The sequence below is a fragment of the Actinoplanes sp. NPDC051859 genome, assembly GCF_044452725.1.
Taxonomy (GTDB): domain Bacteria; phylum Actinomycetota; class Actinomycetes; order Mycobacteriales; family Micromonosporaceae; genus Actinoplanes.
This window is the reverse complement of record NZ_JBITBX010000006.1, coordinates 224058-250439: the sequence shown is the minus strand read 5'-3', so window position 1 is coordinate 250439 and position 26382 is coordinate 224058. Positions and strand designations below refer to the sequence as shown.

The 26382-nt window shown below is 67.8% G+C and carries 20 protein-coding genes and 2 tRNA genes; 8 read left to right on the top strand and 14 right to left on the bottom strand.

Translation table 11 applies throughout. The annotated features are described in order from the left end of the window. Window positions 1–22: 22 nt before the first annotated feature. Both ACIA1L_RS17820 and ACIA1L_RS17815 read right to left on the bottom strand, forming a co-directional pair. A complete protein-coding gene (locus ACIA1L_RS17820; protein ID WP_396073810.1) occupies window positions 23–421 on the bottom strand; it encodes a hypothetical protein in 399 nt (132 codons plus the stop codon). Between the two features lie 273 nt (window positions 422–694). Next, window positions 695–1090, bottom strand: a complete 396-nt coding sequence (locus ACIA1L_RS17815; protein WP_396073808.1) for a hypothetical protein — start codon at window positions 1088–1090, stop codon at window positions 695–697. Window positions 1091–1334: 244 nt separating this feature from the next. Here ACIA1L_RS17815 and ACIA1L_RS17810 point away from each other — a divergent pair, with 244 nt between their 5' ends. Then, the gene (locus tag ACIA1L_RS17810) at window positions 1335–4709 is read left to right on the top strand and encodes a TIR domain-containing protein (protein ID WP_396073807.1); all 3375 of its coding nucleotides are present in this window, start codon (window positions 1335–1337) and stop codon (window positions 4707–4709) included. A 10-nt stretch (window positions 4710–4719) separates the two neighbouring features. Here ACIA1L_RS17810 and ACIA1L_RS17805 read toward each other — a convergent pair whose 3' ends face one another. After that, window positions 4720–5904, bottom strand: a complete 1185-nt coding sequence (locus ACIA1L_RS17805; RefSeq protein ID WP_396073806.1) for a methyl-accepting chemotaxis protein — start codon at window positions 5902–5904, stop codon at window positions 4720–4722. 210 nt (window positions 5905–6114) lie between these two features. Here ACIA1L_RS17805 and ACIA1L_RS17800 point away from each other — a divergent pair, with 210 nt between their 5' ends. Beyond that, complete coding sequence (locus tag ACIA1L_RS17800; RefSeq protein WP_396073805.1) at window positions 6115–6993, top strand: glutamate ABC transporter substrate-binding protein; 879 nt, start codon at window positions 6115–6117, stop codon at window positions 6991–6993. An 83-nt stretch (window positions 6994–7076) separates the two neighbouring features. Here ACIA1L_RS17800 and ACIA1L_RS17795 read toward each other — a convergent pair whose 3' ends face one another. Continuing rightward, the gene (locus ACIA1L_RS17795) at window positions 7077–8528 is read right to left on the bottom strand and encodes a S8 family serine peptidase (protein WP_396073804.1); all 1452 of its coding nucleotides are present in this window, start codon (window positions 8526–8528) and stop codon (window positions 7077–7079) included. Window positions 8529–8726: 198 nt separating this feature from the next. After that, window positions 8727–8800, bottom strand: a tRNA-Thr gene (locus ACIA1L_RS17790). Window positions 8801–8905: 105 nt separating this feature from the next. Here ACIA1L_RS17790 and ACIA1L_RS17785 point away from each other — a divergent pair. Both ACIA1L_RS17785 and ACIA1L_RS17780 read left to right on the top strand, forming a co-directional pair. Next, window positions 8906–9064, top strand: a complete 159-nt coding sequence (locus ACIA1L_RS17785; RefSeq protein ID WP_396073803.1) for a hypothetical protein — start codon at window positions 8906–8908, stop codon at window positions 9062–9064. Window positions 9065–9780: 716 nt separating this feature from the next. Then, window positions 9781–9948, top strand: a complete 168-nt coding sequence (locus ACIA1L_RS17780; protein WP_396073802.1) for a transposase — start codon at window positions 9781–9783, stop codon at window positions 9946–9948. A gap of 1146 nt (window positions 9949–11094) precedes the next feature. Here the strand turns inward: ACIA1L_RS17780 and ACIA1L_RS17775 are convergent. Further along, window positions 11095–11913 (bottom strand): hypothetical protein, encoded by an 819-nt coding sequence (locus ACIA1L_RS17775; protein WP_396073800.1) that lies wholly within the window; start codon window positions 11911–11913, stop codon window positions 11095–11097. 536 nt (window positions 11914–12449) lie between these two features. Beyond that, window positions 12450–12520: transfer RNA gene (locus ACIA1L_RS17770), tRNA-Thr, on the bottom strand. Window positions 12521–12625: 105 nt separating this feature from the next. On the opposite strand from ACIA1L_RS17770, the gene ACIA1L_RS17765 reads away from it, so the two are divergent. Then, window positions 12626–14380, top strand: coding sequence for a metallophosphoesterase family protein (locus ACIA1L_RS17765; protein WP_396073798.1), 1755 nt, complete (start codon window positions 12626–12628; stop codon window positions 14378–14380). Between the two features lie 4 nt (window positions 14381–14384). Here ACIA1L_RS17765 and ACIA1L_RS17760 read toward each other — a convergent pair whose 3' ends face one another. Next, complete coding sequence (locus ACIA1L_RS17760) at window positions 14385–15221, bottom strand: stage 0 sporulation family protein (RefSeq protein WP_396073797.1); 837 nt, start codon at window positions 15219–15221, stop codon at window positions 14385–14387. A 714-nt stretch (window positions 15222–15935) separates the two neighbouring features. Here ACIA1L_RS17760 and ACIA1L_RS17755 point away from each other — a divergent pair. Continuing rightward, entirely contained in the window at window positions 15936–17576 is a 1641-nt protein-coding gene (locus tag ACIA1L_RS17755) for a hypothetical protein (RefSeq protein ID WP_396073795.1), read from the top strand. Between the two features lie 3 nt (window positions 17577–17579). Here ACIA1L_RS17755 and ACIA1L_RS17750 read toward each other — a convergent pair whose 3' ends face one another. The 5 genes from ACIA1L_RS17750 to tmk all read right to left on the bottom strand — a co-directional run bounded on the left by ACIA1L_RS17750 (window position 17580) and on the right by tmk (window position 22577). Further along, window positions 17580–18197, bottom strand: coding sequence for a hypothetical protein (locus ACIA1L_RS17750; protein ID WP_396073794.1), 618 nt, complete (start codon window positions 18195–18197; stop codon window positions 17580–17582). Further along, entirely contained in the window at window positions 18197–18493 is a 297-nt protein-coding gene (locus ACIA1L_RS17745) for a hypothetical protein (protein WP_396073792.1), read from the bottom strand. The genes ACIA1L_RS17750 and ACIA1L_RS17745 overlap by 1 nt, the downstream gene beginning before the upstream one ends. 2 nt (window positions 18494–18495) lie before the next feature. Next, on the bottom strand, window positions 18496–18819 hold the full coding sequence (locus ACIA1L_RS17740) for a YbaB/EbfC family nucleoid-associated protein (RefSeq protein WP_396073791.1): 324 nt from the start codon (window positions 18817–18819) through the stop codon (window positions 18496–18498). A 108-nt stretch (window positions 18820–18927) separates the two neighbouring features. Continuing rightward, window positions 18928–20118: a DNA polymerase III subunit delta' gene (locus ACIA1L_RS17735; protein WP_396073789.1), complete on the bottom strand. Its 1191-nt coding sequence runs from the start codon at window positions 20116–20118 to the stop codon at window positions 18928–18930. Next, entirely contained in the window at window positions 20115–22577 is a 2463-nt protein-coding gene (gene tmk, locus ACIA1L_RS17730) for a dTMP kinase (RefSeq protein ID WP_396074077.1), read from the bottom strand. The genes ACIA1L_RS17735 and tmk overlap by 4 nt, the downstream gene beginning before the upstream one ends. 242 nt (window positions 22578–22819) lie before the next feature. Between tmk and ACIA1L_RS17725 the strand changes: the two genes are divergently transcribed. Further along, complete coding sequence (locus ACIA1L_RS17725; protein WP_396073787.1) at window positions 22820–24025, top strand: amino acid deaminase/aldolase; 1206 nt, start codon at window positions 22820–22822, stop codon at window positions 24023–24025. A 91-nt stretch (window positions 24026–24116) separates the two neighbouring features. Here the strand turns inward: ACIA1L_RS17725 and ACIA1L_RS17720 are convergent, their stop codons facing one another. Next, window positions 24117–24746 (bottom strand): TetR/AcrR family transcriptional regulator, encoded by a 630-nt coding sequence (locus ACIA1L_RS17720; RefSeq protein ID WP_396073785.1) that lies wholly within the window; start codon window positions 24744–24746, stop codon window positions 24117–24119. 218 nt (window positions 24747–24964) lie between these two features. Here ACIA1L_RS17720 and ACIA1L_RS17715 point away from each other — a divergent pair, with 218 nt between their 5' ends. Then, window positions 24965–26278, top strand: a complete 1314-nt coding sequence (locus tag ACIA1L_RS17715) for a D-arabinono-1,4-lactone oxidase (protein ID WP_396073784.1) — start codon at window positions 24965–24967, stop codon at window positions 26276–26278. Window positions 26279–26382 lie beyond the last annotated feature (104 nt).

Sequence of the window (26382 nt, the reverse complement as noted above, 5' to 3'; positions counted from 1 at the left end):
ATGTCTAAAGTGGACATAAAGCCTAGAAAGCGATGCCAACCTTGATCGGCGACTCAGACGGGTCGAACAGCCGCACCTTGAAGCGGGTGCCGTCGCGGACATCCGTCGCCACGGCCTTCCAGCCCTCGCCGACGAACTGCACCGTGTCGTTGCGGTTGCACTTGGTCGTGTGATCGATGAACACGACGCACGCCATGATCTGGCCGCTCTGCAGCAGCCGCACGTTGACGTCATTGCACCGGGAACTCGCGGTGTACGGACCGAACTCCTGCCGCGCCGTACCGGCCGTGTAAGTCACGGTCTTCTGACCGCCGTAGCAACTGGTGGCCGCAGCCGCCGGCGAGGCGGGCGCGAGAGCCACGGCCAGCGCACCAAGTCCCAGCGTCGCGAGTGCCGCAGCCGCCATCTTTCGTCCCGTCACGGGATCCTCCTCGTCACGTCGCGGGGGTGTTCACGAGCGATCCGCAGGGCGTCCGCGACGCCGCCCATATCGACCGCGGCGAAACCGTGCCAAGCGACGGCCGGGCGCCACAACGCCTCCGTTTCGCCCTGGGACGCTGGGACGAGACAGCGACCCTGACCTGCGACGGAAGCGAACAGATGGGAGGCCACTCGGGACAGCGGCCAGCACCCGAGCCCACGAAAAAGCCCCGCGCAGCCGAGGGGCTACGCGGGGCTCGCCGTCCGATCGGGACTAGCAGTTCTCGTTGTCCGAGATCATCAACTTCATGACCCGGCCGGGGTACTCGGTGGGGTTCAGGTGGAAGTACTTCCGCGGCGGGACACACATGGTGTAGCTCGCGCCGGCCAGATCAAACTTGAGCAGGGCGGTGTCATCCCGGCGCGAGTTGAACACGGCGTACGAACCGCGGCTGTTCGGACCCAGATTCTGCCAGTACCCGGCGTCCTTGTAACCCGCGGTCGGGTTGCGCTTGTGACTGGCGTCGGTGCTGTTGCCGTAGAAACAGACGCGGGGGTACTCGCAGCCGTACGTAACCTCAGCCGCAGCGGCGGGCTGGGCGGCGACGAGAACACCGGCCACCAGCGAACCGGCGGCGAGGACCCGTCGGGCGATCGAACTCTTCTGCATGGATGGGCTCCTGATCCACAGGGGTTGGCTGAACAGCCGCGAGCCTGTCCAGCGAACGCCAGAGCGACAACCGTCTGGGACAAAGAGACATACCAGGCGTTCTGACCTGCAGAAACGTACGGCCCCCGGGACGCCGGATGGGATATCGGACTCCCCGCCCGGCCCCTATGACTTCATCCACATCGACATGCGCGATAGTGCTCCGGCAAGATCGACGCGCAGTCGCGCAAGGGGGGCTTGGTCGATGGGTTACGACGCGTTCATCTCCTACAGCCATGCGGCAGACGATCGGCTCGCACCGGCGCTGCAGCGCGGTCTGCAACGCCTGGCCCGGCCCTGGTACCGGCGGCGGGCACTGGAGGTGTTCCGCGATCAGACCGGCCTCGGCGTCAGCCCCGCGCTGTGGACGTCCATCCGGACCGCCCTCGCCGACTCGCAGCACTTCGTCCTGCTAGCCTGCCCCGAGGCGGCGGAGTCGAAATGGGTCAACCAGGAAATCGAACACTGGCTGAAGCAGCATCCGGTGGATCGCATTCTGCCCGTCGTGACGTCCGGGGAGTGGGTCTGGGACGCCGCCCGCAACGACTTCGACTGGGAACGGTCGACCGCTGTGCCGCCCGCCCTGCGTGGCGTGTTCCGCGAAGAGCCGCGACACCTGGACCTGCGCTGGGCGCGTACCGAAGCCGAGCTTGACCTGCGGCACGGCCGATTCCGCGATTCTGTCGCCGAGCTGGCCGCCACCATGCACGGGATGAGCAAAGAAGACCTCGACAGTGAGGACGTCGCCCGGCATCGCCGGGCGATCCGGCTGCGCCGTAGCGTGCTTGCGGTCTTCGGCCTGCTGCTCGTGCTGGCCGGAAGCGCCGGTGCACTGGCCCAACAGAATGCGCAAGAGGCAGCCAGCGCCGCCGCCGAGGCGTCCCGGCAACAGCGGGTGGCCGAACAACAACGAAGCTCCGCAGCAACCTCCGCGGCCGAGGCACAACGACAGCAGCAGATTGCCGGAGCCGAACAGCAGCGCGCTCGACAGGCCGCCGAAGAAGCGCGCCAGGAAAAAGGCAACGCCGCTGAAGCCGCCGAGCAGGCCCGCCGGCAACGAAGCAATGCCGCTCAGGCCGCCACAGACGCCCGTCAGCAACGGAGCAACGCCGCTCGAGCCGCCTCGGACGCCCGGCAACAACGCGCTGTCGCCGACAAGCAGCAGGCCCGGGCCACCACAGCCACCACCGCGGCCGAACGCCAGCGCAACTTGGCCCTCGAAGAGAAGCGCAAGGCGGACAAGGCAGCCGAGGAAGCCCGCAGGCAACGCGGCCTCGCCGAACGACAGCTGGCCCTTGCCACCACAGCAACGGCCGAGGCAGAACGCCAGCGAAACCTTGCTGCAGAGGAGCAACTCAAAGCCAAGGAAGCCGGCGAAGAAGCCAGCAAACAGGAACAAGCGGCTCGCGAGTACCAAAAAACGGCCCACGAGCAGCAGCAAGCGGCCCGCGAACAGACGCGGATCGCCATCGGGCGACGCCTGGTGAACCAGGCCGATTCGTTACGGCAGAACGACCCGCGGACAGCAGTACGGCTCGGCATCGCCGCCGCGCAGATCCACCCGAGCGTCCAGGCCGAAGTCGGGCTGGTGAACGCGCTGACCGCCGGCCGCTTCGCGGGCACGTTGTTCGCCGGATACACCGAATGGGTGCGGGTGACCACCTTCAGCGCCGACGGCACACTGCTGGTCAGCGCGAGCTCGGATCGCACTTTGCGGCTGTGGGATCTGCACGACGTCGACGCGCCGGTGAGCCTGACCCGGCTCACCGGCGAGCACGACATCGTCGAATCCATGGTGCTAAGCCAGGACGCGAAGGTGCTGGCTGTCGACACCATCGGCGGCGGCACCCTCGTGTACGACCTCAGCGATCGCCGGCAGCCACGCTATCTGACTCGGATCACTGAGCAGAGCCCGAACGAGCCTGGTCAGCAGGACGTGATCGCACTCAGTGCTGACGGACGCACCCTGGTCAGCACCGACAGCACCGACGGCGGTGCCGTGGTGTACGACCTGACCGATCTCGCGCAGCTGCGCCCGCTGGCCCGCGTGGCCGACAGCGACGCCCGAGTGTCCGCTCTGGTCCTCAGCGCCGACGGACGCACGCTGGTGACGAGCAGCAGTACCGACACCGTGGTGTGGGACCTGGGTGACCGTGCGAAACCGCAACGGATGGGAGCGCTGCCCGAGCTGGCAGGAAAGGCGGCAAGTCTCGCGCTCAGCGCGGACGGGCGTACGCTCGCCGCCGCTCAGGCCGGTCAATTGGTGTCGATCTGGGACCTGAGCGATCGCGCCAACCCCAGCCCGACAACGTGGCTGAGCACCGGGGTGAGGATCGCACTCAGCGCCGATGGGCACACGCTGGTGACTACCAAAGCCGAGGGATACGCATTGGTGTGGGACTTGCGGCAGCCTGATGTAGCCCGCCGCGTCGACGGCGCGATAATCGGCCTCAGCGCCGACGGACAGACGCTGGCCGTGGGGGGCCGAGGCAACACGGCTCACCTGTGGGATCTATCCGGCAGCGCCGCTCCCCGCAGCGCCAACGTCATCGGCCACAATTTGGAGACGACCTCAGCGGCCGTCAGTGCGGATGGAAAGACTCTCGTCACCGGGAGCCGGGATCAGACCGCGATCGTGTGGGACCTGTCCGACCCCGCGGCTCCGCGCCAGCGGTGGCAGCTGGAGGGGCATCAGGACCTGGTGCAATCCGTCGCCGTCAGCGCCGACGGGCGCACCGTCGCTACCAGCAGCACCGATTCCGTCCGGCTGTGGGACACGGCCGACCTCACGGCAGGCGGCACCGTCGTCCACACGGACGTACCTCCGGCACGGGCACCCGTAGTGGCGCTCAGCAGCGACGGACGGCTGCTGGCCGTCGCCATCGACGACGGGACGGTGCTGCTGTGGGATGTCACCGACCGTCGTGCACCGCGCCCACTGTCCCGGTTCGCTGCAGTCGGCGACGAGCTGTGGGAAATGGCGCTCAGCGCCGACGGCAAGACGCTCGCCGCCACCACCGGCGGGCAGACGGAATTGTGGGACCTGACCAGCCCCACCGCACCCCAGCAGGGAGCGGTACTCAGCGGCTCGGGACGCATGTCGTTCAGCGCCGACGGACGGATGCTCGCCGCTGCTGGCGACGGCGGCGTCGTCCGGCTGCTGGACACGACCGACCCCCGCAAGCCTCGGCAGATCACCCAGGTCGTCGGCGACGACGTCGCGAACGGCTTTGCCACCCTCAGCCCGGACGGACGCACCCTTGCCACCGACAGTCCCGGCATGGGCCTCCAGCTCTGGGACCTGACCGACCGCACCAGCCCACGGCGCCTGCCGCTCCTCGCCGCCGTCGTCCGCAAGTGGGGCCCGGTCACGTTCAGCGCCGACGGGAAAACCCTGGTCACTGTCGGCGGTGAGCAGGAATACGGGGCGCCGAACGTCACCAGCGTGTGGAACCTGACGCCGCTCCAGACGCTCCGCGACCACGTGGTGGCGCGCGCCTGCACGGTTGCCGGCGGCCTGACCGAGAACGAGTGGGCTCAGTACGTGCCCGACCTGCCGTACGAAAGGTCCTGCTGGTAGAGCGGAATCGCTAGCGGAACGAGGCCACCAGGTTGGTCAGCCGGGCGGACATCGCGGTCAGTTCCTCGGCCGCCTGCCGGGTTGCCGCCGACGCACCGCGGGCCTCGCCGGCCACGCCGCGGACCGTGTCCAGTGCAGAGACGATCACCTCGGCGCTTTCGGTCGCGACTCCGGCGCTGGCGGCCATGGTGGCCGTGGTTGCGGTCTGTTCCTCGACTGCCGAGGCGATGGTGTTCTGGTAGTCGGCGATCGCCTGGATCACCTCGGTGATCTCGCCGACCGCGCTGACCGCGCCGTCGGTCTCCTCCTGGATCGTCTCGATCCGGCGGGTGATCTCCTCGGTGGCCTGGGCGGTGGCCTGGGCCAGGTCCTTGACCTCGCCGGCCACGATGGCGAAGCCGCGGCCCGCCTCGCCGGCCCGGGCGGCTTCGATGGTGGCGTTGAGGGCGAGCAGGTTGGTCTGCGCCGCGATCGCCTGGACCGAGCGGATGACCACGCCGATCTCCCGGCCGGAGTCGCGCAGCCGCTCGACGTTGGCGACCGCAATTCCCGCACGCTCGACGGCACCGTGCGCGGCCTGGCTGACGGCTGTGGTGTTGACGCTGATCTCGTTGATCGCCTCGCGCATCTGGCCGGTGCTGGAGGCGATGCCGGAGATGTCCTCGGTGGCCCGCCCGACCGAGCCGGTGACCGCGTCCAGCTGCTCGGCCGTGGCGTCCACCGTCGATGTCATGGTGCCGCTCGCCTGGTTGAGGTCGGCAGCGGAACGGTTCAGCTCCTCGGCGGTCTCGCGCATGCCGCGTACGGTCTCGCCGACCCGCTCCATCATGACGTTGTATGCGGCTGCCATCTGGGCCATCTCGTCCTTGCCCGGGACGTGGATCCGCGCGGTCAGGTCACCCTTTTCGGCCGTGATGATGGCGGTGCTGGCCTTGCCCAGCGACATCATGATCGACTTCATGGATGCCAGGTGGATGTAGACCGCAGCCGGCATGATGAGGACCCAGAGCCACCACAGGGCCGAGGCTGCGAATTCGACGCTCGCCCGCGCTGGATCTCCGGCGGGCAGCGCGGCCGCCGCCTCCGCCAGACCCGGACGAACAATGCCGACAAGGACGCCGTAGACGACCAAGTACAGCAGGACACAAATGCCGCCCATCCGCTTGGCGGGCTGCTTTGACAGTGGCATGGACATGAGTACCTCCGACCGATTATCGGCCGGTTAGCCGGATAAGTGAGGGTTGGGACCCGGCTCACACTCCGGCTCCGAGGCGGCGGGCCAGGGATCAACCATCCGTTCGGCCGTGGACGCATCGACACTTGATCTCTACAGTTCTCTCGACGAAACCGACTTAGATGACCAATTTCATCGGATCGCCGATCGAGCAGCACGAGGAGCATGAAGATGCGCAGCACCCGATCCATCGCAGTGGTAGGGGCCCTGGCCCTGACCTTGGCCGCGGCCGCCTGCGGCGGCAGCGGGGACGACGCCGGATCAGTCGATGGAGAAACCAACTTCGCGGCCGGCTCCACCATGCTCAAGCTCAAGGAGTCGGGGCGTCTGCGCGTCGGCACCAAGTTCGACCAGCCCGGATTCGGCCTCGTCCAGCCCAACGGCAAGCCGGAAGGCTTCGACGTCGAGATCGCGAAGATCATCGCGGAACGCCTCGGCGTACCCGAAGACGGGATCGAGTTCATCGAAACCCCGTCGACCATCCGGGAAGAAGTGCTCGAACAGAACCGCGTCGACATCGTGGTCGCGACCTACACCATCAACGACAAGCGTAAGCAACGCGTCGACTTCGCCGGGCCGTACTACATCGCCGGCCAGACGCTGATGGTGAAGGCCGACAACACCGACATCACCGGGCCGGACGCCTTCAAAGACGGCACCAAGAAGGTCTGCTCCGTCAAGAACTCGACGCCGGCGACCAACATCGAGAAGTACCTGCAGGACACCGCGAAGCAGCTGGTGCTCTTCGACGAATACCAGAGCTGCGTGAACTCCCTGAAGAGCGGCAAGGTCGACGCTGTCACCACCGACAACGTCATCCTCACCGGCTTCGTCGCCGCCAGCAACGACAAGTACGCCCTCGCAGGCACCGCCTTCACCGAAGAGCCGTACGGCATCGGCGTGAAGAAGGGCGACAAGGACTTCCGCAACTTCATCAACGACAGCCTCGAGGCGGCGTTCGACGACGGCTCGTACATCCGGGCCTGGAAGATCTCGGCCGGTGAATACGACGGCCGCGACCCGCGGATCCCCACAGTCGACCGGTACTGATTCAACGCAGCACCAAGCAAGCGGCCCCGGCCGGCAGAGATGCCGCCCGGGGCCGCTGCCATTTCCAGACCTAGCTTCAACGATCACGACCAGGAGCTTCCCTGCCAGCTCACCGAATTCCAGGAGTTGCCCGACCAGGACCGACCGGACCACGAGCGACCCGACCACGACCGGCCCGTCCAGGACGACATACCCGACGGCCCGGAACCGTAGCCCGTCGAAGTCCAGTCGTTGCCCATCCAGGACCCACCCGACCACGACTTCTGCAGTGCGCTGGCGACCGCCCACTTCTTCGTGCTGAAAGCGCCGAAGATGTCGTTCTCGCCCTTGAGCACGACCTTGCCGTCGGTCACGTGCGCGCTGCCCCGCGAGCCCTCGAGCGTTCCCAAGCCGGTCGACGGAATGAACCGCTGCGCGGTGCTCCACACGTTGAAACGCTCCGGCGACCACGAGTACGCGCGCCAGGCCCGGGCGATGTCGAGAACCCGGTACTGCACCCGGTTCGACGCGGTGATGGTCTCCGAACTGTCCCGGATGACAGCCTTGATCTGGTTCGGCGTGAGCTTGGGGAACAGCTGAAGCAGGTCGGCCACCACTGCGCCGGTCACCGCCGCCGCCTGCGAGCTGCCGCTGCCGACGAAGTAGTCGGTGCCGATCCGGGCTTCGGGGTACAGCTTGTCGATGGCCGAACCGGGAGCCCGGAGCGACACCAACGACCGGCCGGACGAGATGACATCGGGGTAGCGGGAGCTGCTGCCACCGCTGCTGAACTCGGCCAGCTTGTCGTCCGACCAGTTGGCGGTGGCGTTGTCGTCCAGGGCACCGACGGCGATGACGAACGGGTCCGTCGCCGGGTTCAGCAGCTTGGCCTTGATCCCGCCGTTCCCGCCGGCCACGACCACCGTGATGCCGGCGCGCCAGGCGTTCTCCACCGCGGCGGACAACGGGTCGATGATGGACGACTGCGTGCCGTCGGTGCCGTACGCGAGCACCATGACCTTGATCGGATTCTTGGGGTCGTCGTTGCGGTGCGCAGTCGCCCAGTCGATCGCGGCGATCACCTGCGAGACGTCAACCGCGCCGTTCGCGGCGCCGACCTTGATCGAGGTGAGCTTCGCGTCGGCGGCCAGGCCGGTGAACCCCGCGGTGCGGGCCGAGATGAGACCGGCCAGGTGGGTGCCGTGCCCCATGCCGTCGACATACCGGGTCGCCGGGTTCTGGCTGTCGAACGACAGGTCAGGACCATTGACCACGTTGCCCGTCCGCAGACCCGGCACCGGCGCGACACCCGTGTCGATCAGCGCGATGCCGACGCCCTTGCCGGTCGGCTTGACGTTCGAGGGCAGGCCCGGGAAGTTGACGTCGTCGCGGACGTTGCCGACCGTACGCGTCGTGCCCTGCCACAGCCAGCCGCCGGACGTCGACTTCGTGACGTCAGCCTGCGCCGGACCAGCTGGTGCCACTGCCGCCAGAGCAACAGTGCAGGCAGCCAGTGCGAGTGCGCCACCACGCCGAATGGCTTTCACCGTACGCATGCCAACCAGCTCCGTCCCTCACGACCCACGACGGCGGATGCCGCCGAACCGGACGAGGCGCACCATCGGCGTGGCCCGATGGCACTTGAGGGGATCCCTACCGGAACTTCAACCAGGCCGCACCACGACCGCAACCCTGAGCTGGTCTTGAGCTGGACAAGATAAAAGCCCAGGTCGCTTGACCTGGGCTTTACTCTGAGCCGCCTGACGGAATCGAACCGTCGACCTACGCATTACGAGTGCGTCGCTCTAGCCGACTGAGCTAAGGCGGCAACGGTCACTGAGTCTACGGCATGCCGCGCCCCCACCGTCCACCGGAGCCCCGGACGCGCCGGAATCGGACGATCATTGTCATACCACCGGTCTAATCTGCGTTCGTGACCGACGAACAGCCCGCCCCGCGCCCCCGGTCCTTCTCCGCCGAGGCCGAGCCGTCCACTGCGCGCCGGCCGGTCAGCATGGATCCGCAACAGCTCGGGTTCACCCCGCAGCGGCCGGTGGGCTGGCTGGCGCCGTTGCTGCTGCTCAACACCTGACGATTACTGGCTCAGGGTCAGCGCCTACGAGATACGGCGTCTAGGAAACGCTTCCGAGACACTCCTAGTTGCCCCTAACGCGATCTCCTGAATCGATGTTGATCAGCGTTCCGGCGCACGGTTCCGGTATTCCGCCAGGTCCGCCTTCAATGTAGGGAGATGCGCACCTGGCGCCGGGAAGTCCGCTTCGGTGCAGTCGCCGACTCTGGCATCCGCAGGAGGCTGTCGCAGGGATTCAGGCACTATGACGAACATGGACGCCACCCCCGAGATGCCTAAGGCTCAGGAGGCTGCCAAACCGGTCACGGTCGAGGCGGACGACCCTTATCCGCAGCTCGAGCCGCCGTTCGCGACGCTAAATGCGGCCGACCGGGCGGTGGAGCGAGGCGAAGTACGCGGCCGCGATCGAGATGTATGCGTCGATCTCAGCAGAGTTTTCCTCGGCAGCTCAACGGGCCGGGATGACGCGGCCCGCCAAGTGGTCCAAGACTTCGCCCCCGACAACGACCACGCCGTGCAGCTGGCACACGGTGCTCCCCCGGGGCCCTGGCCACCGTCGCACCCGCATCGAGCAATACCACGTGATCTGTGTGCCCTATCTGGCAGGCCGCAACGCCCGCACGCCAAGTCTTTGTTCTGCAGGTGCCCCCAACGCGATCTACTGAATCGACGTTGATCAGCGCCTTGAGGTGAAGATCAGTCTCGTTACGTCAGGCATGAGCAAGGCATGGATCGTCGACGACGGCCTGTGGCAGTTGATCGAGCCGCTGCTGCCGCCCTGTCCAACCAAGGTTCCCGGGCCGCGCCCCGTTCCGGACCGCATGCGTCTGCAAGGGTCTTGTTTGTACTTGCATACCGGGATCGGCTGGGAAGATCTACCGTAGGAACTCGGCTTCGGCCCCGGGATGACCTGATGGCGACGTTTGCAGCGCTGGAGCGAGGGCGGGGGTGTTCGACTAAGTCCATCCGGGCCCCCTCGCCGGTGGAACGCGGCGAACCGGATCCACTGGTCCCGTGCGGCGATGAACGGCAGCTACATCGACGCGAAAACGAGGTGCCGGGACAGGTCCGTCGCCGGTTAACCGCGGCGAGCCCGGCTCCAGCACCACCTGATCTGCGATGGCAAACGGCACCCGATCTACGTACTCACCTCCGGCGCGAACGTGCCCGACATCAGCCGCGCCTTCGACCTGCTCGACGGCTACCCACCAATCGCCAGCCACGACGCCGCTTCGCCACGCTGCTGGCCGACAAGGCGTACAGCAGCGCAGCATTCCGCCAGGCATGCCGCGCCCGCGGCACCGAGCCGATCATCCCGAAACCAAAACCCCGGGGATCAAGGTCTTGGACAAGCTGCGCTACTTCGTGAGCAGACCTTCCCCTTGCTGCACCAGTTCCGCCGCCTCGCCGTTCGCTGGGAACGGCGCATCGACGTCCACGACAGCTTCGTCAGCCTCGCCTGCATCCTTATCTGCTGGCGCCGACTGATCAAATGGACCGGTCAGAGATCGTGTTAGGAGCAGTTAGTGAGGTCTGCAACCGTGGGCGGACGGAAAGCACTAACACCTCCGATCCTCTTGCACCGCGCCAAGGGGTTCGGTCCCCACCCTCCCTCATGCACCATGCACCATGCAGTCGGTAGGATAAGGATCGGGCCTGTTTGGAAGTAATCGATGTCGTCGAAGCAGTCAAACGCTGACTCTCTGCTCCGGCGGTGACTTTGGTGTTACGCGTTTCTCGCGTCTGACTGATCCTGCGCTACATCAGTAATGGATGTCGCTTGCTGCTGCCTTTCCGACAGTCCAGCAGCAAGGCAGGTACAACCTACCGCCGTGATCAGTGCAAACAGCATCGTGACAGCCCAGATTCGATGAAGAGGCATGGTGAATATCGCGATGGCGGCGGCGATGAACAAGAAAAGTAAACCCGTGCGTGTCTTTGCATTAGACATAGCGGAATCCTACCATCAGCGTATAGGTAGGCGCGGGTCCGTCGACTTTCGACGGACCCGCGCCTTTGATTATATCGAGTTACAACCAGAGTGGGTCGGTCGACTTCCTGAGCTTGTTGTTGGCCGCACCCCCGTAGCTAACGCTGAAGAATCCCCATCCTGCGCTCGCGCTGAACCCGCTTCCCCCGTCCTGATTATGCTCGTACTGGAACTGTGCACCCATCTTCGCGGAACCGCAACCGCTCGCGTTGGTCTTGTTGTACGTAACCCGGAAGTAGCCGTTGTCCGTCAACATCTTGAAACCGCTTACCCGGTCACGAACACCGAAGATCGGGCTCCCATTAACGCCTCCGTCATCAACGTAGGTGTTGCCGGTGTAATCCTTACCGGTGTAGTCGGCGGCTTTCCGTACCATCGAGCCAGTGCGGAAGCAGCTTCCTAGGTTTGCCTGGACGGTGGCTACATCGTCGGGGTTGCTGCCGTTGACAAAGTTGTCCCGGAAGTTCCACGAGCCAACAACGACGCGGTTCAGATAAAGGTCATAGTTGATCGTCACCGAGACAGAGAACGCGTCGGTCGGAACTGCTCTGATGGAGATTGCCGCAGGCGCCTTGGATTCAGCAGCCTTACGGGCATTCATTTCTTTCTGAGCTTCGGCCGCGGTCAGGTCACGACCGATACCGTCAATTCTGACCTGCATCGGGGGCAGGCCGTACTTCACCAGGAGCCGGTCTCGGCCCACGTAATCCGTCGGGTGCGCGTCTGTGTACGCGTCAATCTCGGCCTGAGCGTCAATCCGCCAGTCCTTCGCCGAAGCTGCTGCCTGCCCGGTTGAGAGAATTGCCGTTGCGCCCAACAATGTGATTGCAGCGCGAACGCTAAAGGTACGGTACTTCAACTCCCCAGTCTCCCTGCTATAGACGAGATGGGGGGCAAGCGTCGAACATGGCAAAGTGCCGGCATGGCGACATCATGCTATACGCATAGACGCCCAATGCCAGATCCCCGCTTAAGTGCCCCGTTGAAGAACACACAATCACATGAATGAATGAGTGTCAACAGCGCTACCCTACGTAATCGCTCACGGCTCATGCCCTGGTTTCGAATCTATCGAAATGCAAGCGACGAGTGGGGGAGGAGCTGGGTGTATCAAAGATGCCTCTGATAATTGTCAAGAGGAATGCGCGTCGCCAATTTGACAGCATGGCCCAATGTAATGTTCGGGAGTGCCGATTGAGGTGGTCTAAGAAATCCTCGGCCACCCAGACGTGTTAACGAACCGCGGCCACGTCCACGTGGCGATCACATTGACAAGCAACGCTACGAAGCGTATCGCTGAGGGCTGCGGAAATTGCACCGGCACCTAAAGGGAAGCAGTAGGGGCGGCAGGGGGCAGCGCAAGCAGGCGCAAACGGACCTTGACCAGGAAGAACGAGCCGACTGCGTTACTCTGGGGCGACTACGCATTACGAGTGCGTCGCTCTAGCCGAGTGAGCTAAGGCGGCAACGGTCCCTGAGTCTACGGCATGCCGTGCCCCCACCGTCCACCGGAGCCCCGGACGCACCGGAATCGGACGATCATTGTCATACCACCGGTCTAATCTGCGTTCGTGACCGACGAACAGCCCGCCCCGCGCCCCCGGTCCTTCTCCGCCGAGGCCGAGCCGTCCACTGCGCGCCGGCCAGTCAGCATGGATCCGCAACAGCTCGGGTTCACCCCGCAGCGGCCGGTGGGCTGGCTGGCGCCGTTGCTGCTGCTCAACACCGGACTGCGGACGCTGCTGGCGATCCTCTTCGGTGCCTATCTCGACAAGCGCGAGCTGCAGAACTCCCTGCCCGGCGAGTCGTTCGAGCAGCCCGGCACCGGCGGCGAGCTGTGGCTGGACTACGTGTCCGATCTCGGCGACGGCTTCGACGCGACCTACTCCGTCGCGTACCTAATGGCGCAGCCGGGTTTGGAGGTCGACGGCCGGATGCTGCCGCGCGGCCAGGTGTTGCTGATGGGTGGCGATCAGGTCTATCCGCTCGCCAACGGCGACGGTTACGAGAACCGCATGAAGGGCCCCTACCGGGCCGCGCTGCCTGAGGCCCCGGCAACCGGGCCGCCGCCCACGCTGTTCGCCCTGCCCGGAAACCACGACTGGTATGACGGTCTCACCGCATTCCTGCGACTTTTCGCCCGCCGCAAGGACGGGCACATCGGCGGTTGGCGCACCCAGCAGCGTCGTTCCTACTTCGCGGTCGAATTGCCGGCGCGGTGGTGGCTGTTTGCGATCGACGAGCAGTTCGAGGCATATATCGACGATCCCCAACTGGTGTATTTCGAGCGGGCCGCGGCCGGGCTGCGGCCCGACGACCGGATCATTCTGATGACGCCGTCGCCGACCTGGGTGAAGGCCGCCGACAGGCCCGGCGCGTACGACAGCGTCGACTACTTCATCCGGACGATCCTGGCGCCGAGCGGTGCGCAGGTTCGGGTGTTGCTGTCCGGCGACCTGCACCATTACGCCCGGTACAGCGGGGAGGATCGTGAGCTGATCACCTGTGGTGGCGGCGGCGCCTACCTGCTCGGGACGCATCAATTGCCGGAAGCACTGACCGTGCCACCGAAGGAAACCTTGACCCGCAGTGCGAGCCGCAGCCGACAATACGAGCTCGTCGCGCGTTACCCGCAAGTGGCGGACTCGCGCCGAATGAGCTGGGGTGCCTTTCGGAAGATTCCCGCGCGCAATCCGGGCTTCGCGACCATGCTCGGCATCATCCATACCCTCACCATGCTCGCCATGGCGGGCGCCGCCGGCCAGGAGGGCATTTTCCAACGACTGTTCAGCATTCCGCTGATTTTCATGATGGTGGTGATCCTGGCCGGCACGGTGTTGTTCGCCCAACCCCCGGACGCCAGTCAGGACAAGCATGCCCGGCATTGGCTCCTCGGACTCGCCCACGGTTTCGCCCAGGTCGGCCTGGCGGCCGCGGGGACCTGGCTGTGGTTGCGCTTGCCGTTCCACGATTGGTCCTGGCCGGGCCCGCTGGTCATCGCCGCCATTGCGTACGGCCCCATCATCGCGTTCCTAGCCACTCAGCTCCTCGCGCTGTACCTGCTGATCGCCAGCCGGTTCGACGTGAACGTGAACGAGCTGTTCGCGGGCCAGGGGATCGAGGACGCTAAGAGTTTCCTTCGCCTGCACATCGCCACGGACGGCACCCTGACCATTTATCCGCTGGGCATCGACAAGATCTGCCGCAAGTGGACGCCGAACCCGGCAGGCGCACCAGACTCGTCCTGGCTACTGCCTGCCGCGCCCTTGAGCGTCACCCCGATCGAGGCGCCCATCGTGTTGTGCGGCCCGGAAGCGGCTGGTTGACGCGCTAGCCGTACTGCTCGTCGTGGGCTTGGCGGGGGCCGCACACCGAAGCGCGGCTGCAAGAGCAGCGGGAGCCGTCCGCATCGAGGCGAACCACGACCGCGTCCTTCGGCACGCTGTGGGCGACCACCCGGCCGTCGCCCTCCGGGGTGGTTACCCGGGAGCCGACCGCCGGGGCTGAGGACTGGAACGTTTGATACAGCGGATGTTCGTATTTCAGGCAGCACATGAGCCGGCCGCAGGCGCCGGAGATGCGGAGCGGGTTGAGCGGCAGGTCCTGGTCTTTAGCCATCCGGATGGTGACCGGTTCGAAGTCGGTCAGAAACGTCGCACAGCACAGGTCGCGACCACAGGAGCCGATGCCGCCCTGGACGCGGGCCGAGTCGCGGGCGGAGAGCTGGCGCAGTTCGACGCGGCAGTGCAGAGTGGCGCCGAGGTCGCGTACCAAAGAACGGAAGTCGACGCGGTGCGGGGCCGTGAAATAGATCGTCGTGCGGGAGCCGCCCGCGCCCGCCTGATCGAGCACGTGGTCCACCGCTACCACCTTCATCGGCAGCTCGTGCGCTTTGATCAGTTTCTTGGCCGCTACCTTCGCCTCCGCCTTTCGTTTTCGCAAGAGCTCGTCGCGGCGCAGATCCTTGTCGTCGGCGAGACCGGCGACCTTGGGGAAACCGCCGGTGTCCTCGCTGACCCATTGCGCCGCCCAGACGCACTCCGCCACCTCGGGGCCGTCATCGGTCGGGACGAGCACGCGGTCGCCCACCCGTGGCGAAAACTCGCCGGGATCGAGGTAGTAGAGGCGGCCGTACCGGTTGAAGCTGACCGCGCACAGCATGCCCATGCACCCACCCTACGGCGACGGACCGGGCGTGCGAAATGGCGCAGAAGTACATAGATCCGCGCAACCCCCCGCATCGAACCTCGTTGGGCAGTCCCGTAAGCGCCGCTCGCCGCGGCGTTCCTTGGGGGAGGACTTTCCATGACGCGTGCTGCACCCGCAACGGATGATCTTGCAGGGACCGCCCGGCCCACCCGCCTGACCCGATCTCGGGCGACCGAAATGCCGGCAATCGTCACGTTCAGTCGAGGATGGCGGCTCGGCCTCCTGGCCGCCGCCAAGCGCACCGCCACCAGCCCAGCCCACGCTGCCGCAGAGCGGGCGAACTTAGCTGCCGCCAGCCCCGCCGCAGAGCGGGCGAACTCAGCTGCCGCCAGCCCCGCCACAGAGCGGGCGAACCCAGCTGCCGCCCGCCCCGCCACAGAGCGGGCGAACCCAGTAGCCGCCAACCCAGCCCACCCCGCCGCAGAGCGGGCGAACCCAGCAGCACGCCCCATCGGCTCAGCCGCCGCCAGCTTGGCCGGCTCCACCGCAAACTTGACGAGCGCGGCGGCAGGCATGGCAAGCGAGGGCGGCATCGGCAAGAGGGCACGTGGCGCCAACTTCCCCGAGACGATTCTGTCCAATAAGGATGCCGTTCCGACAAACCAGTCAGCCCTCGGGCGCGGACAGTTCCCAGCGGGCGGCGAATTGCCGGGAGCACAGTCGCGCAGTGCGATGAGTTCGCGGCGTCGACGGGGGCTGATGGCGGGCGGGGTCGCCGGCGTCGCCGGGCTGTTCCTGGCACCACTGCCCGCAGACGCGGCACCCGCACCATGCGAACAGGCGCAGCGATACTCGGCGCAGTCGGGAAGTCAGATCCTGCGGCTCACCCACCTCAGCACCGGAGCACAGACCTCCGACCAAGAGATCCACATCGGCGAAGCCAAGTCCGCGATGGTCGCGCAGGCCCAGGTCAGTTCCGCGGCTGTCGCGCGGATGATCGACGCCAAAGCCGAGGGTACGCCGGCAGGGCTGACCGAACCGCTGCACCAGCAGGCCCCACCCACCAACGCAAAGGCGACCCACCGCCGCACCGAAGCAGCCGACGTCGGACCGGTGAACCTTGGGACTGGAAAGCTCACCACGCACGCCCAGTGGACCGCCGGAATGGCCTGCGGCGCCGCCGAGGGCGAGGTCACCCACGCGGCAGCCCGACTCAAGGGTGGCGAGATTCTCGACGGGGAGCTTGCGCGCGTACCCGAAACGGTCGAGAGCGTAAGCACCACGAAGGTGGCGGGGCGCGGTGCCGCAGCGACCACCGTGGCCGCGGCCGGGTTGCGCGGCGGCGACCTCGAACTGCTTGATGGTGCCGTCCGCGTGCGGATTGTCAAGCCGCCGGCATTGGTGGCGCGAATGTCCATCAAGGATGGTGGTGAGGTCGCCTACCAGCCTGCGGTGGTGGAGGTGTCCGGGAGTGGGTTCAAGACCGAGCGGCTGAGCACCGCCGGAGACCACCTGGAAATCACCCTAGGCGGCGCTGATCGGGCAAGCTCCAGGAAGCACTCTGGCGATGCGGAGGGCGGCGCAACCGCAGCGGAAGGTGACGCGGCCACGGGGGCCAGCGGGACCACCGCTGCGGGCGATGGCGCCGCAGCAACAGGCGGGCTGGCTACTGGCGAGACGAACAACGGCGAGGTTGCGGGTGACACATCGAATGCTGGCGGCGCGAAGAGCGGTGGAAGCAACGACGGGGCGGCGGACGCTGGCGGGCCGAACAGCGGAGTCGGCAGCAGCGGGGCCAAGGGCGACGGGCCGGACGACAACCGGCCGGACGGTAGCGGGTCGAGCGGCGAGCCGGCGAGTGGCCCGGCCGGTGCGGATGCGGCAGGCGGCGCAAATGGGCTCGGCGGGCTGATCGGCAAGCTGCCGATCGTCGGCGATGTGCTCGGCGCCGGCGGTTCGCTGCCGCTGCCGGAGGTGCCTGGCGTGCCCGAGGTTGCGCAGCCCCAGCCGGAAGGTGCACCGGCGGCGAAGTCGGGGACCACGATCCGTATCGCGCTCGGCGATGTGCGGCAAGCCACTCAGGGACGGGCCATCGCGGCGCGAGCGGCAGCGCTCTCCGTGGCAGTTGCGCACAAGCCCGGGTACGGCGACCGCGCAGCGCTTGCCTTCGACATGGGCATGCTGGAAGCGGCTGCTGTGGCGCCGGAGTCGGTCGACGGTGGGGTGTCTGGCGCGGTCGGGGGTGCCGGGGCGGGGCTGCCCATCACCGGACCACGGGTGGACGTTATTGCGCTCAGTGGCGTCGCGCTGCTGATTGCCGGTGCGGCCGCCATGATTCTCGGCACGCGAGGACGGTCACGCTCCAACGACTGATCGTCAGCGGGCGGGCTCGAGCGCCTCAGCGAGCGGGCGGGTTTCGTGCAGGAGGTCGGCGGCCCGATCGTAGGCGTCGGCCACAGTGCGGAGAACTCGCTCGGCGAGGTCGGCAGCGGCAGCGAGGTCGCCGCGTGCCGGGATGTCGGACCCTTCGGCGAGCAGGGTGAGCGCTTCGGCAGAGGCGATGACCTCGGCCAGGGCGGCGGCCAGGTCGTCGCGGGTGCGACGCATCCAGTGGGCGAGCGCGTCGGCCAGGTCGGCGGTTGCACGGAGTCGATCATCCACACTGGCTCCTCCGCCGCTGATATGCATGGCTGTCCGCACGCGGGCCTGGTCGTAGGCGTCGGCCGCTGTCCCCGACCACTCCTTAGGCGGGGACAGCGAAGCGGCCAAGGTCGCGCAGGAGCGGGCGGAGAACCGCAACTCGGGGCCGGCGTCGCTCAGGTCGACCGGGCGCAGAGCGGCGACTGCGCGGGCAGCGTCGCCCGGCAGGAGGCGTACGCGTCGAAGCTGCGTCCACACCTCGTGGGTGGGCGGGGCACCACCGGCCCCGAGGAGGATGTCGACGCGGCCGAGAAGGGGGCCGGCCGTGTCGAGAAGCTGCGCGAGCCGGTCCATCAGATCCCCCGTCGGATGCGGCGGGCCACGTCACCGTCAGTGTCGCTGTACGCCGTTGTCGTGGTGCGGATGTCGGCGGCAAGGTCGAGCAGGTGCCGCGCGGTGTCGGCAGCTTCCCGGGAGCGGGCGACGAGAACGGCGTGCCAGTGGTGGTGCAGCCGGCTGCCGATACGGCCGGGAAGGCCGATGTCGTCGGCGCCGAACGATCCGGGCGGCACGGCGTGCGCGGCAAGATGGCGGTCCATTGTGGTAAGTGCTTCGGCGGCCGCTTCGAGGCTGTCAGCGAGCTGGTCCATGGTCACTCCCCCAGGGCCCGGAAGGCGCCGAAGATCTCGTCGTGGATTTTCTCCCGAGCCCAGCGGGCGGCCTGTGTCGCCTGGGTGACCGCGGCCCGCATCTCGCGGGCCAGGTCCGGAGCGTCGCGTTGGCGCAGGTTGCCGTGGATCCGGACGTCGGTGACCTCGCCAGCCGCGGTGACCAGCACTTCGACCGTGCCGTCCGGCGAGTGGATCGTCACCACGTGCGCCGCGACGGCTTTGTCGAACTCCGCGCGCAGGGTGTCGAGGCGGCGGTAGCGGTCGATCGCCTCGTCGATCCAGGCCTCGTCGATCTCGTGGGGCATCCGGCAGCTCCTCACGCGGCGTGGCGCCTCGGTAGCGGTACGGCACCGAAGGTACCCCGCGCGGCGGGCACAGGGAATCCCCTGTGGACAGCGCTGTGGATAACGGGTTCAGCCGCGCCAGAGGCTGAGCATCATTGCTTCGACGGCGATCTTCGGCTTGACGTTCTGCTCGATGGCCTCGCGGCAGGCAAGCACCGCTTCGAGGCGGCGCAACGTGCTTTCCGGAGTCCACTTCTCGGCCGCTGCCGAGGTCTGAGCGGCCGTGTCCGTGTGCACGACCCGCACCGGGGCCCGCAGGCCAGTGGTCAAGACGTCGCGGTAAAAGCCGGCGAGATCGACCAGCGCGCGGTCCAGCGCGTCCCGCTGGGCACGGGTGAGGCGGGACTTCTGCCGTTTCTCGAGCTCTTTCAGTTGGCCGGCCGCGCCGCGCATCGCGCCGGTTGCACCACGGCCCGTACCCCCGGCGCCGAGGGCTTGTTCCAGGGCGGCACGCTCGGCGCTGTCGGCCTCCGCGAAGGTCGCGGCGGCTTCCGCTTCGGCCGCGGCGATCAGGGCGGACGCCGCGTCGAAGCAGGCCCCGACGCTGCTCAGCCGGCGCGGCACGGTGAGCACCGCTTCTCGACGGCTACGGGCATCGGGGTCACCGGCCAGCCGCCGGGCCCGACGGACATCACCCTGGGCGGCGGCCGCAATCCAGGCTGCGGCGTCCGGGGCTACGCCGTCCCGGCGTACCAGAGCATCCGTGACGGCCTCGACCGACGGCTGGCGCAACGCGACGACGCGACAGCGCGACCGGATGGTCACCGAGATGTCGTCCGGGTGGGTGGACGGGGTGCAGAGCAGGAACACCGTGCGGGGCGGCGGCTCTTCCACGGCCTTGAGCAGCGCGTTGCCGGCCGCCTCGGTGAGCCGGTCGGCGTCCTCGATCACGACCGCCTGCCAGCGGCCGCCAGAGGGGGCACTGCCGGCGCGCAGCACCAGGGCGCGCATCTCGTTGACGCCGATGGACAGGCCTTCCGGCACGACAAAGCGAATGTCCGCATGCGTACGGCCCAAAGCGGTGTGACAGCCGTGACACTCTCCGCAACCGATGCCGTCCCGTTCGCACTGCAGGGCGGCGGCGAAGGCTCGGGCGGCGACCGAACGGCCGGAACCGGGCGGACCGGTGAAAATCCAGGCGTGCGTCATCGCGCCCGCTCCGGCGGTGTCACCGGCGACAATCCGCGCTGCCGCGGCAGCGGCCAGGCTCAGCGTCTCGACGGCCTCGTCCTGCCCGACCAGGTCGGCGAACACACTCATGGCGTCGATTCTCGCTCGCCGCGCGACGGTCGCCCACCCTCGTCACCCGCCGGCCGCACCACCTGCGTCTCGTCGCTCGGCCGCACGACCTGGGTCTCCTCCGCCGACCGCACGACCTGCGTTTCACCGCCTGGCCGCACCACCTGCGTTTCCTCCGCCGGCCGCACCACCTGCGTCTCGTCGCTGGGCCGCACCACCTGCGTTTCCTCCGCGGTTGGCGAAGAAGCCGCCGAGACCGACGAGGCTGAGATGACTTGGGTGGCGTCCGGGGAGGGCGGTGTGCCCGCGGGCAAGATCACGGCGGTCTCGTTCGGCCCGCTCGGCGCCCGCACCACCATCGTCTCGTCCGGGCCCGCCGACGCCGCACCGGCCCGCACCACCATCGTCTGCTCCGGATCCGAGCCGCCAGGCACCACAACCGTGGCGGAGGGATCCGAGCCACCAGGCACGACCGTCGTGGCTTCCGGGTCGGCTGTCGACGGGGTGTCCTCCGCGCCCTGCAGGGCGGCAAAGCGCGTAGCCACCGCCTCGGAGATTTCCTCGGCGGGGCGGGCGGCGTCCAACACCAGGTAGCGCTTCGGATCCGCCGATGCCAGGTCGAGGAATGCATATCGGACCCGCTCGTGGAAGGAGCGGGATTCGCTCTCCAGCCGGTCCGTGCCCTGGCCGCGGCTGTCCACCCGGCGCAGCCCGACATTCGGGTCGACGTCGAGCAGCACCACCAGGTCGGGCTTGAGGCCGCCGGTCGCCCAGGACGACAGCCAGGAAATCTCCTGGACCGGGAGCGTACGCCCGGCGCCCTGGTAGGCCAGCGACGAGTCGATGTAGCGGTCGCTGATCACGACTGCGCCCCGGGCCAGTGCGGGCCGGACCACCGTTGCCACGTGATGGGCGCGGTCGGCGGCATAGAGCAGTGCCTCGGCTCGCGGTGAGGGCGCATCGGCGGCGGTCTCACCTTTGGTGAGCACCAGGCTACGGATCCGCGCGCCCACGTCGGTGGCGCCGGGTTCGCGGGTGACGACCACGTCGTGTCCGGCGGCGATCAGGTCCGCGGACAGACGGGAGACCTGGGTGGACTTGCCGGCGCCTTCGCCGCCTTCGAAGACCACGAAGATTCCCGTACGCGTGAACGGCTCGGCCGGCGACAGCGGCCGCCCACGGATCGCACCGAGCAGGTCCGCCAGGACCGGGACCCCGTGCTTGTCGTCCATCTGCCGGAAGGCGGTGATGCCGGTCCAGACGCCGACCACACCGGCGACCAGCAGGAGCACCCGGGTGGACGAGATGTCGATGGCGATGTCGCCGGCCCGGATGGTGCGGGAGCTGCCGAGGCCGACCAGGACACCGGCGAGGGAAATGGCGAGCAGCAGCACGAGCCGCGCGCCGATCTGGACGACGGCGAACACCCGGCCGCGCACCTCGTCGCCCACCTCGCCGCCGAGCAGGGTGACCCCGGCGAGGAACGCCATGCCCGCTCCGGCGCCGACGAAGAGCGCCCCGAACAGGGCCATGGAGAGGTGGAAGGCGACCGAGAGGAACGCGACCGAGCCGCTGGCGAGGACCAGGCTGATGCCGAACCAGCGGCGCCGGGACAGTTCGCGGACGATCGCCGGGCCGGCGCCGATGCCGATGGCGAGGCCGATGAAGAGGGTGGCGAACAGCAGGTAGAAGGCCGCGTCGCCGGCGCCGAGGGAGGCGGTGAAGAAGCGGGCGGTGCCGACGACGATGCCGGCGCCGGCAAACGCGCCGAAGATGCCGAGGACCAGACCGCGCACGAACGGGGTACGGCCGATGTACTGCCAGCCCTCGACGAACTGCCGGAACATGCTCTGTTCGGCGTTCTTCTGCTGGCGTTCGCGGCGGCCGGCGCTGATCTCCTTGATGCCGAAGAACACGACGGCGGCGGTGGCGGCCCGGGACAGCGCGTTGATGTAGAGCGCGATCTGCACCGGCGTCGCCCAGAAGGGCAGGCCACCGATCGGGCCCTGCACCACGCCGTCGAGGGCGGCCAGCGCGAGGGCGGCCAGGATCGGGGTCAGGCCGTACGTGGTGATCAGCGTGAGCTGGTTGGACGCCTCGAGCCGACCCTTGGGGATGAGGTTGGGGACCGCGGCTTCCTTGGCGGGGATCCACATCAGGGTGATCGTCTCGCCGATGAAGGTGGCGACGACCGCCCAGGTCACGATGAGGCCGCCGGAGTCGCTGACCAGGGCCACGACCGGGATCGACCCATACACGAAAAAGCGCAGAATGTCGCAGATGACCATGGTGTAGCGGCGGTCGAACCGGTCCGCCATGACCCCGGCGATCGGGCCGAGGATCAGCGCGGGGAGCAGCCGGATGGCAATTGTGCTGCTGAACGCGCTGCCCTGCGCGATGCTGCCGGTGACCTGCTGCGCGGCGAACAGGGCGGTGGCGAGGATGCCGATCCAGTCGCCGAACGAGGCGAGGCTGAGCACCAGCCAGAGTCGCCGGAAGGGCCGGATCCGCAGCACGGAACGCAGCGCGGCCACCCCGGAAAGATCAACCGGGCCGGCGTCCTTGCGTGCCGTACTCGCTTCGGTGTCGATGACCCTTACCTCCAGGTAGTCACTGCCCGAAGCACTCTAACGGGCGGACGTCGGTGGCAGGGGTGCGCTCGAACGGGTGGCGAATAGATGAAGGTATTTCGCATTGGTCGCGGAGCGGATAGGTTGCTGGCGTGATCGCCGACCGCAGCGCTCAGCAGAAACGTCTCGACCGGGCCACGGCCCACCTGGAGACACCGGTGGCCGCGATAGATCTGGCCGCGTTCGACGCCAACGCCGCAGCGCTCAGCCTGCGCTCGGCCGGCAAACCGATCCGAGTGGCGAGCAAGTCCGTCCGGGTCCGGGCCCTGCTGGAACGGGTGCTGCAGCGTCCGGGCTGGTCCGGCGTCATGGCGTACACGTTGCCGGAGGCGATCTGGCTGGTCCGCTCGGGCGTCACCGATGATGTGCTGGTCGCATATCCGACGGTCGACCGCACCGCGCTCGCCGAGCTGACCGCCGACCCGCACCTCGCTGCCGCCATCACGATCATGGTCGACAACCTCGGCCACCTCGATCTCGTCGACGCGGTCACCGCCCCCGATCAGCGGCCATCCGTACGCATCTGCCTGGAACTGGACGCCTCCTGGCGGCCGGCCGGCCCCCTGCACATCGGCGTGCGCCGCTCCCCCGTGCACTCCGCGGCACAGGCCGGGACGTTGGCCCGCAAGCTGGTCGCCCGACGCGGGTTCACGCTGGTCGCGATGATGGCGTACGAGGCACACATCGCCGGCCTCGGTGATGCGCCGCCCGGGCAAGCACTGCGGGCGCAGGCGATCCGGCTCATCCAGCGCCGCGCCCTGCCAGAGTTGTTGAAACGCCGAATCGCCGCGGTACGGGCCGTCCGCGAGCACGCCGACCTGGAGTTCGTCAACGGCGGCGGCACCGGGAGCATGGCGGCAACCGCCGCCGACCCTTCGGTGACCGAGATCGCCGCGGGGTCCGGGCTGTTCGGGCCGATGCTGTTCGACGCATACCGGGCCTGGCGGCCGACTCCGGCGGCGTTCTTCGCACTGTCCGTGGTGCGGCGCCCGACGCCGCAGGTCGCCACGGTGCTCGGGGGTGGCTGGATCGCCTCAGGGCCGACCGGACCATCCCGGCAGCCGACGCCGTGGTTTCCCGAAGGACTGCGGTTCCGCGGCGACGAGGGGGCGGGCGAGGTGCAGACACCGCTGCTCGGCGCGGCCGCAGCGGACCTGCGCCCGGGCGACCGGGTGTGGTTCCGTCACGCCAAGGCCGGCGAGCTGTGCGAACACGTCAACGAGGTGCACCTCGTCGACGATGACACCACCACGCCGACCCCGACGTACCGGGGCGAGGGGTATGCGTTCCTCGGCTAGCCCGTCAGGCTGCGTCTGCTGGGCCTGCCCTCCTGGCCCTCACCGTCGCGGCCGTGGGCCACGAGCGGTGGGAGCAGTTCGGTGCAGTCGGTCAGGCAGGAACGTGGCGGTGCAGGTACTCGCGGATCAGCGCCTTGGCCTCGGTCAGCACGGCCTCGTCGCCGGAGGGGTCGCGGCGGAAGGCGAGCTTGATCAGCGCGTCGGCTGCCTCGACCGCGATCAGCAGTGCGAAGCGCAGCCGCTCGAGGTCCATCAGCTGGAACTGGTCCACCAGCAGCTCGGCGATCCGGTCGCCGATGACCGTGTTGTTGTCCCGCTCGGCGTCGAGCAGGTGCAGGTCCACCACGTCACCGAAGTGCAGCGTCCGGAAGCCCGGCACGCTGCGGTGCATGTGGATGTAGACGTCTATGGCCGCATCGACGCCGTCCCACCAATGGGCAAACGTCTCGTTGCCGAAGCGGGCCGACAGACTCTGCAGGTAGGCGTCCATGTTGCGCATCGCGAGAGCCTGGACGATCGCCCGCTTGTCGGGGAAGAACTGGTACACCGAGCCGATGGCCACTTCGGCCCGCTCGGCGAGCAGAGTGGTGGTCAGGCCTTCGTACCCGACCTCGTCCACGAGCTCCGCGCAGGCGTCGAGCATGCGCTGGACTCGGGCAACGCTTCTGCCCTGCACCGGAACCCGCCGCAGCGGTCCGGTGGTGACGGTTGGTGTCGACACGCGTCGCCACTCCCTCTCAGCACTGATAGCGAGAACCGTCCGCGCCGGCGGAAAGACTCTCGTCGACCTACGTCTAGCGAAGGTCGACTCCGGTCGCGAACAATCCTCAATCGGAACGTTACTCGGATCAACGAGCGAGACGCATCGACGGGACGCGGGGGACGCGCACCATCCCCGGTTTTGTGCGACTGTCCGCTCGTCGGGAGGACAGAACCGTAATGACCAGTGACAAAGCGCTCCCTCTCACCTCCCGCCGCTGGCGGAACTGGGGCGGTAACCAAGAGTCCGTCGCCGTCGACGTCCTTACTCCCGGCACCCCCGACGAGGTGGCGGCGCTCGTCAAGGAGGCCGCTGCCGCCGGCCGCCGGGTCAAGGCGATCGGCAGCGGGCACTCGTTCACCGACATCGCCGTGGCCGACGACCAGCGACTCGTGCTGCACCGGCTGCACGAGCTCGTCGCCATTGACGGTAATCTCGTCACGGTTCAGGCCGGTATGCCGTTGTATCGACTTAATTCCTTGCTGGCCGAGCACGGCCTGGCGATGCCCAACCTCGGCGACATCGACCACCAGACGGTGGCCGGCGCTATCTCCACAGGTACCCACGGCAGCGGACACGCACACTCCACCCTGGCCTCGGTGGTGGAAGCGGTCACCCTCGTCACCGGTTCCGGCGAGATCCTGCACATCGACGCGTCGTCCGAGCTGTTCCCGGCCGCCCGGCTCGGCATCGGCGCCCTCGGCATCCTGGTCGAGGTCACCCTGCGCTGCGTGCCCGCCTTCGTGCTGCTCGCCGACGAGCGGCCGGTAGCGCTCGCCGAAATCCTCACCGGCCTGGACCAGCACATCGCCGAGAACGACCACATGGAGTTCTACTGGTATCCGTACACGGACCGGGCGCAGCTCAAGCGCAACAACAAGGTGGCAGCGTCGGACCAGCCGTTGTCCCGCTTCCGCGGTTGGCTGGACGAGCAGTTCCTGCCCAACACCGTCTTCCAGGGCGTCTGCCGGGTGGGCCAGAAGATCCCCGCGGCGGTCGCCCCGATGAACGCCCTCGCGGCCCGCGCCCTGACGGCCCGGACCTTCACGGACCGCTCCGACCGAGTCTTCTGTACGCCGCGCCGCGTCCACTTCGTGGAGATGGAGTACGAGATCCCGCGCGAATGCGTGCACGAGGCACTGGGCTCCCTGCCCCGGATCATCGAGAACCTGCCGTTCAAGGTGCAGTTCCCGGTCGAGGTGCGCTTCACCGGCCCGGACGACGTCTGGCTCTCGCACGGCTACGGGCGCGACTCCGCGTACATCGCGATCCACCAGTTCTCGGGCAGCCCGTACGAGCCGTACTTCCGGGCGTTCGAGAAGGTGTGCGAGGCGCTGGGCGGACGGCCGCACTGGGGCAAGATGCACTACCGGGAGGCGGAGTCGCTGCGGCGCGCGTACCCGAAATTCGACGACTTCCTGGCCGTCCGCGACCGGCTCGATCCCGGCCGGGTCTTCACCAACGCCTACCTGGACCGCGTCCTCGGCGCGTGACGACCGGCCGCTTGTCAAGATCCTAGTTTTCACCTCTTCCCGGCGGCCGCGGCGGCCCGCACCGTCCATACCTGAATGGGCGTAGCCGCCACACAAGGGGAAAA